The organism is Bradyrhizobium sp. CCBAU 11434 (assembly GCF_028128895.1).
Taxonomy (GTDB): domain Bacteria; phylum Pseudomonadota; class Alphaproteobacteria; order Rhizobiales; family Xanthobacteraceae; genus Bradyrhizobium; species Bradyrhizobium zhengyangense.
Genome location: NZ_LBJX01000090.1, coordinates 26093 through 38275 on the forward strand (window position 1 = coordinate 26093; position 12183 = coordinate 38275).

Genomic DNA, 12183 nt, shown 5'->3' on the forward strand with positions numbered 1-12183 from the left:
TCGACAGCCGCCGTCCGTCGGAGTCGTCTTCTGTTTTTCTCACTCGCTGGCGACGAGTTGCCGGCGACTTGCGCGGTCCGCTTGGATCGATTGCGGCGGAATCCTCGCCGGCGGGAGTTGTCGTTGCGCCAGAGGAGCGGGCAATGGTAGCCGTACAAGAGACGGTCGAGCGCGTGAAGCGCATCGACGTCGACCAGTATCGTTATGGGTTTGAGACCCTGATCGACTCCGAGAAGGCCCCCAAGGGGCTGTCGGAAGAGATCGTTAAATTCATCTCGCAGAAGAAGAACGAGCCCGCCTGGATGCTCCAGTGGCGGCTGGAGGCCTATCGGCGCTGGCTGACCATGACCGAGCCGACGTGGGCGCGTGTCGAATATCCCAAGATCGACTTCCAGGACATCTACTATTACGCGGCGCCGAAGCCGAAGAAGACGGTGACCTCGCTCGACGAGATCGATCCGGAGATCCTGAAGACCTACGAGAAGCTCGGCATCCCCTTGCGGGAAGTCGCCATGCTCGAAGGCGTCGAGCCCAAGGTGGGCGAGGAAGATCCCGCCCGCCGCAAGATCGCGGTCGACGCGGTCTTCGATTCGGTCTCGGTTGCGACCACGTTCAAGGCGGAGCTGAAGAAGGCCGGCGTGATCTTCATGCCGATCTCGGAGGCGATCCGCGAGCATCCCGAGCTGGTGCAGAAATATCTCGGCTCCGTGGTTCCGACCTCGGACAATTTCTACGCAACGCTGAACTCGGCGGTGTTCTCCGACGGCTCGTTCGTCTACGTGCCGCCGGGCGTGCGCTGCCCGATGGAGCTGTCGACCTATTTCCGCATCAACGAGCGCAACACCGGCCAGTTCGAGCGCACGCTGATCATCGCCGACAAGGGCTCCTACGTCTCCTATCTCGAGGGCTGCACTGCGCCGCAGCGCGACGAGAATCAGCTGCACGCCGCCGTGGTCGAGCTCGTCGCGCTTGATGACGCCGAGATCAAATATTCGACGGTGCAGAACTGGTATCCGGGCAATTCGGAAGGCAAGGGCGGCATCTACAACTTCGTCACCAAGCGTGGCGACTGCCGCGGTGATCGTTCCAAGATCTCCTGGACCCAGGTCGAAACCGGCTCGGCGATCACCTGGAAGTACCCGAGCTGCATCCTGCGTGGCGACAATTCGAGCGGCGAGTTCTACTCGATCGCGATCTCGAACGGCTTCCAGCAGGTCGATTCGGGCACCAAGATGATCCATCTCGGCAAGAACACGTCGAGCCGCATCATCTCCAAGGGCATCGCGGCGGGCAAGTCGCAGAACACCTATCGCGGTCTCGTCACCGCGCACCGGAAAGCGACCGGCGCGCGCAACTTCACCGCCTGCGATTCGCTGCTGATCGGCGACAAATGCGGCGCGCACACCGTGCCGTACATCGAGGCCAAGAACTCATCCGCGACATTCGAGCACGAGGCGACGACTTCGAAGATCTCCGAGGACCTGCTGTTCTACTGTGTTCAGCGCGGCCTTAGCCATGAAGAGGCGGTCGGCTTGGTCGTCAACGGCTTCGTCAAGCAAGTTCTACAAAAACTGCCGATGGAGTTCGCAGTGGAGGCCCAGAAGCTAATCTCGATCTCGCTCGACGGATCTGTCGGATAACCAAACCTCACGCGAGCCCCCTCGAATGCGGCCCGCCAGAGGACATTTCAGGGACAAGATCAGAATGGCGCTAGTCGAAATCCGAGATCTGCATGTTGGTGTCGAAGACCGCGAAATTATTCGCGGCCTCGATCTTAACGTCAATGCAGGTGAGGTGCACGCGATCATGGGGCCGAACGGCTCCGGCAAGTCGACGCTCTCGCATGTTATCGCCGGCAAGCCCGGTTATGACGTCACCGGCGGACAAGTCCTGCTTGGGGGCGAGAACCTCTTGAGGATGGAGCCAAATGAACGCGCCGCCAAGGGCGTGTTCCTGGCATTCCAGTATCCGGTCGAGATCCCCGGCGTCACCACAATGAACTTCCTCCGGGCGGCACTGAACGCCCAGCTCAAGGCGCGGGACCAACAGGAATTCTCCACCCCCGAATTCCTGAAAAGAGTTCGCGAGCTGGCCGGTTCGCTCAGCATTCGCCAGGACATGCTCAAGCGCGGCGTTAATGTCGGCTTCTCCGGCGGCGAGAAGAAGCGCAACGAAATTTTGCAGATGGCGTTGTTCGAGCCGAGTTTGTGCATCCTGGACGAGATCGATTCCGGCCTCGACATCGACGCGCTGCGTATCGTCGCCAGCGGCATCAATGCCTTGCATTCGCCGGAACGAGCGATGATCGTGATCACGCACTATCGGCGGCTTCTCGACCATATCGTGCCGGACGTTGTGCACGTGATGTCTAAAGGGCGGATCATGAAGAGCGGCGGCAAGGAACTCGCGCTGGAGCTCGAGGCTTTTGGCTACGGCCAATTCGAAGACGCGGCCTGACGGCTCTAGGGACTGCGATGAAGCAGGTTTTGCCCGAAGCCGACCCCAAACCCGGCAATGTTTTCGCTGCGGCGCGTGGACGGCTGCCTGGTGCAGGCCTTGTCCCCCAAATCCGGGCGAGCGCATTTGAGGTCTACGAACGTACCGGCCTTCCACATCGGGGCATGGAGGACTGGAAATACACAGATCTGCGCGCCCTGATCGGCGAGGTGCTGCCGCTCGCTCCGCGACCGGATGCGGAGGCGCTGGTGCGAGCAAAGGTGTCGGCCGAGCAAGTGTCTGCCGATCAGGCGGTCAAACTGGTTTTGGTGGATGGCATATTCGCGCCGGAGCTATCCGATCTCGGCAGGCTGGAAAATGAAGTGGTTGTGCGGTCGCTGCGAGAGGTTCTCGAGAATTCGGTCCCTGGCGACATGGCAGGTCTGGTGCTGTCGACGACGAGTGATTCCGCTATCTCGCTCAACGCCGCAATGGCGACAGATGGCCTGGTGATTACGGTCGCCGAGGGCAACGCAGTGAAGCGTCCAATTCAAATCGTTCACGTCGCAACCGGCGTGTCGGTGTCCACCTTTACACGTTCGTATCTACAGCTTGGTCAAGGAGCGCATGCGGCCATCGTTGAAAGTTTTGTCTCGGCTGAAGGCGCGAGCGGCTATCAAGCCAATGATGCGATAATCGCCCTGGTTGGTAACGAGGCGAGCCTTTCGTATATTCGCGTCGCAGCCGCTGCCTCTGACGCGGTGAATATCTCGTCGGCGATCGTCGCAGTCGGCGCCAGGGCTAAGCTCGACCTCTTCAACATGACCTGCAGTGGCTCCATCAGCCGCTATCAGGGATTCATCTCGCTGGCTGGCGAAGGAACCAAGGTCTCGGCGAATGGAGTTAATCTCATCAGGGGCGAGCTTCACGCCGACACAACGATGGTGGTCGACCACGCCGTGCCACATTGCACCAGTCAGGAGAAGTTCCGCGCGGTCATCGACGATCGCGGCCGCTCGGTATTTCAGGGCCGAATTGTCGTTCGTCCGGCTGCCCGGAAGACGGACGCTACCCTGACGACGCGAGCGTTGCTCCTATCCGACCAGGCCGAGGCCGACAGTAAGCCGGAGCTTGAAATCTTGGCTGACGACGTGACCTGCGGCCATGGAGCAACATCGGGTGCGCTGGACAACAGTCTCGTATTCTATCTGCGCGCTCGGGGGCTATCCGAGAAGGATGCGAAGTCGTTGCTGATTAAAGCGTTCATCGGCGAGTCGATTGAGGAGATCACTTCCGAGGATCTGCGCGATTTTGTGACAGCTCAAGCTGAACACTGGCTGCAGGCGGGGCAATGAGCGCACATCCCGCCGTGAGCAATGGCAGTTACGACGTCAACCGCCTACGTACGGACTTTCCTGCGCTCGCCATGATGGTGTACGGCAAGCCGCTTGTTTACCTCGATAACGCTGCATCCGCGCAAAAGCCCAACGCGGTGCTTGACCGTATGATGCAGGTTTACTCCAGCGAATACGCCAACGTTCATCGCGGCTTGCACTACCTCGCTAACGCGGCGACCGAGGCGTATGAGGGCGCCCGTACCAAGGTGGCGCGGTTTGTGAACGCGCGTTCAAACGAAGAGATCATCTTCACTCGGAGCGCCACGGAGGCAATCAATCTGGTCGCCCAGACCTTTGGCCGTGAACGCATTAACCCGGGTGATGAGATCGTTCTCTCGATTATGGAACACCACTCCAACATTGTGCCATGGCACCTCCTCAGGGAACGACTCGGTGCGGTGATCAAATGGACGCCAGTGGACGATGACGGAAACTTCTTGCTCGATGATTTTGAACGACTGCTGACCCCGCGCACCAACATGGTAGCAATCACACAAATGTCGAATGTGCTCGGCACGGTGTTGCCGGTGAAAGACGTGGTGAGGATCGCGCATGCTCGTGGTATCCCGGTGCTGGTCGACGGCTCGCAAGCTTGCGTCCATCTGAGCGCCGACGTCTGCGACATTGATTGCGATTTCTACGTCATGACGGGCCACAAACTCTATGGTCCGACTGGGATCGGTGTGCTTTACGGCAAGTCTGAGCATCTGGCATCGATGCCGCCGTTCAATGGCGGCGGGGAGATGATCCGCGAGGTCTCGCGTTCCGGCGTCATTTATGGTGATCCGCCGCACCGGTTCGAAGCGGGTACGCCGCCGATCGTCGAAGCCATCGGTTTAGGGGCGGCTATCGATTACATCAATTCAGTAGGCAAGGTGCAGATCCGCAGCCACGAGAGCGTACTGCTCGCTTACGCGCAGGAGAGGCTGGCGGAGATCGATTTCATACGCATGATCGGAACCCCGGCCAATAAGGGACCGATCATCTCCTTTGATATGGATGGTGCGCATGCGCATGATATTGCCACCGTCATCGACCGCGCCGGTGTAGCGGTGCGGGCGGGGACCCATTGTGCGATGCCGCTGCTCAAGCGGTTCGGCGTGCTGGCAACGTGCCGTGCGTCATTAGGACTTTACAATACACGTCAAGAGATCGATGTGCTCGTGCGTGCGCTTATCAAGGCGCGGCAGCTGTTCTCGTGATTCGGCGAGCCTACGCTGTCCAGGTTGCAAGGCAGCTCGCATTGAGGTCTGGGTAAGGTCATGCACCTCATCGCATCGCAGCAGGTAAGCACCTGTAGGTCGCAACAAGCATAGATAGCATTGGCAGGCCTTTGTCACCCAGCCGCCCTTGCGGTCGGTCTTCCTATGCGGCGCCTTCGGCGAGCGCGATCGCAGAGTACTGCGATCGCGGACGCGCTCGAGAATTGCGCGGGCAATTTTCGCGAATAGCCAGCCCTTGTTCCATTTCGAACAGAGCCAAACCAAGAGTTCTCTACCCAGAGCGGAATGTCGGGTTCGCAACAGCACCCCCCGCCAACGCACGAGGCGCGCTAAGCGATTTTGATTGCTATGTTTTTGGTGTTCACGAGGCGCTGGCATGCTGGTTGCAAAAGTCTTGCTCAAGAAGCCGCCCTCGCAACAGCTAACCTTTGAAGGACATCAGATGAGTCTCGCCACGACCCAGAGCATCGCAGAAATCAGGGCTCGCAACAAAGAGCTGATCGAGGAGGTGCTGAAGGTCTATCCGGAGAAAACCGCGAAACGGCGTGCCAAGCACCTCAACGTTCACCAAGCCGGCAAGTCAGATTGCGGGGTGAAGTCCAACATCAAATCCATACCTGGCGTGATGACGATCAGAGGCTGCGCCTATGCAGGGTCAAAGGGAGTGGTCTGGGGGCCGATCAAGGACATGGTCCATATCAGCCATGGCCCGGTAGGCTGCGGTCAATATTCGTGGGGCTCGCGACGCAATTATTACGTTGGCACGACAGGCATCGATAGCTTCGTGACCCTGCAGTTCACCTCCGATTTCCAGGAAAAGGATATCGTATTCGGTGGCGATAAAAAGCTGGTCAAAATTCTTGACGAAATCCAGGAGCTGTTTCCCCTCAACAACGGCATCACGATCCAATCGGAATGTCCGATCGGATTAATCGGTGACGATATCGAGGCCGTGTCGAGAGCGAAATCCAAGGAGTATGGCGGCAAGACCATCGTGCCGGTCCGTTGTGAGGGCTTTCGGGGCGTGTCGCAGTCACTAGGCCATCACATTGCCAACGACGCGGTGCGCGATTGGATCTTCGGCCAGCTCGACTCCGATGGCAAACCAAAGTTTGAGCCGACGCCGTACGATGTTGCCATCATCGGAGACTACAATATCGGCGGCGACGCCTGGTCATCGCGAATTCTGCTGGAGGAGATGGGCCTGAGGGTGATCGCGCAGTGGTCCGGCGACGGTTCACTGGCTGAACTCGAGGCAACGCCGAAGGCAAAACTTAACATTCTGCATTGCTACCGTTCCATGAACTACATCTCACGCCACATGGAAGAGAAGTTCGGTATCCCTTGGTGCGAGTACAACTTCTTCGGACCTTCAAAGATCGCAGAGTCGCTGCGCAAGATTGCGGGCTATTTCGACGACAAGATCAAGGAAGGCGCCGAGCGGGTGATTGAAAAGTATCAACCGCTGGTGAATGCTGTGATCGCAAAATATCGCCCGCGCCTCGAGGGCAAGACGGTGATGCTGTACGTCGGCGGGCTCCGTCCGCGTCATGTGATTGGCGCATACGAGGACCTCGGGATGGAAGTCATTGGTACCGGCTACGAGTTCGGTCACAACGACGACTATCAGCGCACAGCTCAGCACTACGTAAAGGACAGCACACTCATCTACGATGACATTAATGGCTATGAGTTCGAGCGCTTCGTCGAAAAGCTCCAGCCTGACCTCGTCGGCTCGGGCATCAAGGAAAAATACGTTTTTCAAAAGATGGGTGTGCCGTTCCGGCAGATGCATTCCTGGGACTATTCGGGCCCATATCACGGCTATGACGGCTTTGCCATCTTTGCGCGCGACATGGACATGGCCATCAACTCGCCGGTCTGGAAGAAAACGAAGGCCCCCTGGAAGGAAGCTTCGAGGGCCAAGCTCCTGGCTGCAGAATAAACCAACTCATCTCGGTCTGCGCGAAGGCCGGGGCGACACCAATCTCGATAGTGAAGGATTTCAACAATGGCGCAGAGTGCCGAACACGTGCTCGATCATCTCGAACTGTTCCGCGGTCCAGAATACCAGGAGATGCTGGCCAAGAAGAAGATATTCGAGAATCCGCGCGATCCCGCCGAGGTCGAACGCATCAAGGAATGGACGAAGACGGCCGAATATCGCGAAAAGAACTTTGCGCGGGAGGCGCTAGCGGTAAATCCGGCCAAGGCATGCCAGCCGCTTGGCGCCGTATTCGCCTCTGTTGGCTTTGAGGGCACGCTGCCCTTCGTCCACGGCTCGCAAGGCTGCGTTGCCTATTACCGCAGCCATCTGTCGCGGCACTTTAAGGAGCCTTCTTCCTGCGTCTCCTCGTCGATGACGGAAGACGCTGCCGTATTCGGCGGCCTGAACAACATGATCGACGGGCTCGCGAACAGCTACAACATGTACAAACCCAAGATGATTGCGGTCTCGACCACCTGCATGGCCGAGGTGATCGGCGATGACCTCAATGCCTTCATCAAAACGTCGAAAGAAAAGGGCTCGGTCCCGGCGGACTTCGACGTGCCATTCGCCCATACGCCGGCGTTCGTCGGCAGCCACGTCACCGGTTATGACAATGCGCTCAAGGGCATTCTGGAGCATTTTTGGGACGGTAAGGCCGGAACAGCGCCGAAGCTGGAGCGCAAGCAGAACGGGGCGATCAACATCATTGGCGGGTTCGATGGCTATACCGTCGGGAACCTTCGCGAAATCAAGCGCATCTTGGCGTTGATGGGCATCCAGCACACGATTCTCGCTGATAATTCTGAAGTCTTCGATACTCCGACAGACGGCGAATTCCGGATGTATGACGGAGGCACGACGCTGGAAGATGCGGCCAACGCGGTTCACGCCAAGGCGACAATCTCCATGCAGCAGTGGTGCACCGAAAAAACGCTGCCATTCGTGGCTGACCATGGGCAGGACATCGTATCCTTCAACTACCCGGTGGGCTTATCCGCAACGGATGACTTTATCGTGGCGCTGTCACGCATCAGCGGCAAGGAGATTCCCGAGCAGCTCGCGCGAGAACGTGGCCGCTTGGTCGACGCCATCGCTGACTCCAGCGCGCATATCCACGGCAAGAAGTTCGCGATCTATGGCGATCCGGATCTTTGCTATGGGCTGGCTGCGTTTCTGCTCGAACTCGGCGCCGAACCGACCCATGTGCTGTCCACGAACGGCAGCAAGGCATGGCACGAAAAAATGCAGATGCTGCTTGCAAGCTCGCCATTCGGGCAGGGCTGCCAAGCCTATCCGGGCCGGGACCTCTGGCACATGCGCTCACTCCTGTTCACCGAGCCAGTCGATTTTCTGATTGGCAACACCTATGGCAAGTATCTGGAGCGCGATACTGGAACGCCACTGATCCGCATCGGCTTTCCGGTTTTTGATCGGCATCACCATCACCGCTCCCCCCTATGGGGCTATCAGGGCGGCCTGAATGTGCTCGTGAAGATCCTGGACAAGGTCTTCGATGAGATGGACAAGAAGACAAACGTTCTTGGCAAAACTGACTATAGCTTCGACATCATTCGTTGATGAGCGATCGTGGCGCGTGCCATCGCCAATAGCTCGGCGATGGCACAAGCACACGACCGTTCACCATGCAAAGTTTGCGCTGAGAGGAAAAAGGGATGATATCACTAGCGGCCACGGTCCAGAATATTTTTGACGAGCCGGGCTGCGCCAAGAACGGGAGTAAGTCGGAGGCTGAACGCAAGAACGGCTGCACCAAACAACTGCAGCCGGGTAGCGCTGCCGGCGGCTGTGCGTTCGATGGCGCCAAGGTTGCGCTGCAGCCGTTCACCGATGTCGCTCACTTGGTGCATGGTTCGATCGCGTGCGAAGGCAACTCCTGGGACAATCGCGGCGCGGCGTCGTCAGGCTCGGATCTGTGGCGCACGGCCTTCACAACCGATTTGAGCGAAACCGATATTGTATTCGGAGGCGAGAAGCGGCTCTGCAAAGCGATCAAGGAGATCATCGACAAGTGCGATCCTCCCGCCATCTTCGTCTATCAAACGTGCATCCCTGCGATGATCGGCGACGACATCAACACAGTCTGTAAGGCAGCATCTCAACGGTTTGCAAAGCCAGTGATCCCGATCAATTCCCCGGGCTTCGTCGGCTCGAAGAACCTCGGTAACAAGCTCGCAGGCGAGGCGTTGCTCGACTATGTAATCGGGACGCAAGAGCCGGATTACAGTACGCCGTACGATATCAACCTGATCGGGGAATACAACGTTTCAGGAGAGCTCTGGCAAGTAAAGCCATTGCTAGACGAGCTTGGAGTACGGATTCTCTCCTGTATCTCCGGCGATGGCAAGTATCGGGAAGTCGCTTCATCTCATCGCGCGCGGGCGGCGATGTTGGTCTGCTCAAAGTCCATGATCAACGTCGCTCGCAAGATGGAGCAACGCTACGGGATCCCGTTCTTCGAGGGGTCGTTCTACGGTATTCAAGATTCAAGCGAATCGCTGCGTCAGATCGCACGCTTATTGGTTGAACGCGGCGCGCCGACAGATCTGCTCGGACGCACTGAAGCGGTGATCGCGCGCGAGGAAGCGCGAGCCTGGGCTGCAATAGAGCCGTACAAGCCTCGGTTCGAAGGCAAGAAGGCCTTGTTGATTACCGGCGGCGTCAAGTCATGGTCGGTCGTTGCGGCACTCCAGGAAGCAGGGCTTGAGTTAGTCGGAACCAGCGTCAAAAAATCAACCAGGAAAGACAAGGACCGCATCAAGGAGCTCGTGGGGCAGGATGCGTACATGATTGAGGACATGACGCCGCGCGAAATGTATAAGATGTTGAAGGACGCAAAAGCGGACATCATGCTATCGGGCGGCAAGTCGCAGTTCGTCGCGCTGAAAGCGGCGATGCCCTGGCTCGACATCAACCAGGAGCGTTGCCACGCCTATATGGGCTATGTCGGAATGGTCAAGCTGGTGGAGGAGATCGACAAATCGCTCTCCAGTCCGATGTGGGAGCAGCTTCGTCGACCGGCACCGTGGCAGGCATTAGCCAAGGCGATGGAGCAGATGCAGTCGCCGGCGGCAGCGATCGCCTGCGATCCGGCGCTCGGAGAAACCGCGCGCCGCGCGAGGAAGATCTGCGTCTGTAACACGGTCGATCTGGGCACGATTGAGGATGCAATCTACGCGCACGGCCTGAGGAGCGTCGCAGCGGTGAGAGAGCATACCAATGCGGCCGGTGGCTGCTGCCAGAGACGCATCGAAGGTATCTTAGTGTCCGAGCCATCTGCCATGCGACAGGCCGCGGAATAGGGAGGGGTCATGGCCATCGTCACGGCGCCGACGAAAGCCTGCGCTGTCAACCCGCTGAAGATGAGTCAGCCGATCGGTGGCGCATTCGCCTTCATGGGGCTGCGCGGGGCGATGCCGCTTCTGCACGGCTCCCAGGGATGCACATCCTTCGGGCTCACGCTCTTCGTCCGGCATTTCAAAGAGGCAGTACCGTTGCAGACCACGGCGATGAGCGAGGTCGCGACCGTACTCGGCGGTTATGAGAATCTCGAGCAGGCGATACTGAACATCTACAACCGTACCAAGCCAAGGATCATCGGTATCTGCTCGACCGGTGTCACCGAGACCAATGGCGACGATGTGGATGCCTACCTCAAGCTAATCCGCAAAAAGCATCCGCAACTCGCAAAGTTGCCACTGGTGTATGTCTCGACGCCTGATTTCAAGGGCGCGTTCCAGGACGGGTGGGAGAAGGCTGTGGCACGCATTGTGGAGGTGCTGGTGGAAGGGCCCAGCGCCAATGGCCTGCGGGACCCATTGAAAGTGAATGTTCTGCCAGGATGTCACCTGACGCCCGGCGACATTGATGAACTCCGCGCCATAGTGGAGGATTTCGGCTTGTGCCCGTCCTTCCTCCCTGACCTGGCGGGATCGCTCGATGGGCATATCCCCGATGAGTATACGCCAACGACCATCGGCGGCATCGGCGTCGACGAAATTGCGAGCATGGGGCGCGCCGGATGGACGATTGCAATCGGGGCGCAGATGCAGCGTGCGGCAGAGGTCATGCAGGTCAAAACCGGCGTGCCTTTTCGTGTCTTCGAGCGGCTGTGTGGTCTCTGTCCGAACGACGAATTCATGACCTTCCTGAGCGAGATCAGCGGCCGCCCCATACCCTTGAAATATCGGCGCCAGCGCGGTCAGCTCGCCGATGCAATGCTGGACGCACACTTCCATATTGGCGGTCGCAAAGTTGCTATCGGCGCTGAGCCAGATCTTCTGTTCGATCTGTCCGGCATGCTGCACGACATGGGCGCGCAGGTGACAGCGGTCGTGACGACCACTCAGTCGGAGGTGATCGAGCGGATCAAGACCAAGGAGGTACTCATTGGCGACCTCGAGGATCTGGAAGGACTTGCCAAAACACACCATTGCGACCTGCTGATCACGCATTCGCATGGCAGGCAAGCGGCGGCTCGGCTGAAATTGCCGTTCTATCGCACGGGTTTTCCGATGTTCGATCGGCTTGGTGCGGGACACCAACTATCCGTGGGCTATCGTGGTACCCGCAATCGGATCTTCGAAATCGCCAACCTCGTGATCGCGCACCGCGAGGAAAACGATCAGCCTACGCCCGATAGATGGCGGACTGCGTCCGGACTGCCACGTTGCTCGGGCGATCGCAGCTCCACCGGCGCGGCTGGGGAGGCGTTTGGATGAAGGTTGCGTTTGCCACTCAGGACCTGAGACGAGTCGATGCCCATTTTGGTTGGGCAAAGAATATCGCAATCTACGATGTCACACCTGGCGGGCACGTGTTTCTCAAAGCGATTGAGTTTGAGGGCGATCTTAAGGAAGACGGCAACGACGACAAGTTGGCGCCGAAGATCGAGGCGATCAAGGATTGCGCAATCCTTTACGTCGCCGCCATTGGTGGTGCCGGGGCTGCGCGAGTGGTGGCCAACAAGATCCATCCTATCAAGGTGGACAAACCAGAAAGCATTCTGGTGTTGCTCGAAAAACTTGAGCGAGTACTGAAGGGCACGCCACCTCCATGGCTACGCAAGGCCATGGCAAAGGACCGACGGCGTACGTTCGAGTTCGACGAATGAGATGAT

At 58.5% G+C, this 12183-nt stretch carries 9 protein-coding genes; all 9 read left to right on the top strand.

What is annotated here, in order from left to right; genetic code table 11:
* Positions 1–143: 143 nt before the first annotated feature.
* Positions 144–1640, top strand: coding sequence for a Fe-S cluster assembly protein SufB (gene sufB, locus XI06_RS21810; RefSeq protein WP_271606439.1), 1497 nt, complete (start codon positions 144–146; stop codon positions 1638–1640).
* A gap of 64 nt (positions 1641–1704) precedes the next feature.
* Entirely contained in the window at positions 1705–2457 is a 753-nt protein-coding gene (gene sufC / locus XI06_RS21815) for a Fe-S cluster assembly ATPase SufC (protein WP_271606440.1), read from the top strand.
* 17 nt (positions 2458–2474) lie between these two features.
* The gene (gene sufD / locus XI06_RS21820) at positions 2475–3791 is read left to right on the top strand and encodes a Fe-S cluster assembly protein SufD (RefSeq protein ID WP_271606441.1); all 1317 of its coding nucleotides are present in this window, start codon (positions 2475–2477) and stop codon (positions 3789–3791) included.
* Entirely contained in the window at positions 3788–5035 is a 1248-nt protein-coding gene (locus tag XI06_RS21825; protein ID WP_271606442.1) for a cysteine desulfurase, read from the top strand. The genes sufD and XI06_RS21825 overlap by 4 nt, the downstream gene beginning before the upstream one ends.
* A gap of 463 nt (positions 5036–5498) precedes the next feature.
* Positions 5499–7001 (top strand): nitrogenase molybdenum-iron protein alpha chain, encoded by a 1503-nt coding sequence (nifD, locus tag XI06_RS21830; RefSeq protein ID WP_271606515.1) that lies wholly within the window; start codon positions 5499–5501, stop codon positions 6999–7001.
* 66 nt (positions 7002–7067) lie between these two features.
* Positions 7068–8624: a nitrogenase molybdenum-iron protein subunit beta gene (nifK, locus tag XI06_RS21835; protein ID WP_271606443.1), complete on the top strand. Its 1557-nt coding sequence runs from the start codon at positions 7068–7070 to the stop codon at positions 8622–8624.
* Between the two features lie 95 nt (positions 8625–8719).
* Positions 8720–10366, top strand: coding sequence for a nitrogenase iron-molybdenum cofactor biosynthesis protein NifE (gene nifE, locus XI06_RS21840; protein WP_271606444.1), 1647 nt, complete (start codon positions 8720–8722; stop codon positions 10364–10366).
* 9 nt (positions 10367–10375) lie between these two features.
* A complete protein-coding gene (gene nifN, locus XI06_RS21845; protein WP_271606445.1) occupies positions 10376–11785 on the top strand; it encodes a nitrogenase iron-molybdenum cofactor biosynthesis protein NifN in 1410 nt (469 codons plus the stop codon).
* A complete protein-coding gene (gene nifX, locus XI06_RS21850) occupies positions 11782–12177 on the top strand; it encodes a nitrogen fixation protein NifX (protein ID WP_271606446.1) in 396 nt (131 codons plus the stop codon). The genes nifN and nifX overlap by 4 nt, the downstream gene beginning before the upstream one ends.
* The last annotated feature ends 6 nt before the right edge of the window (positions 12178–12183 follow it).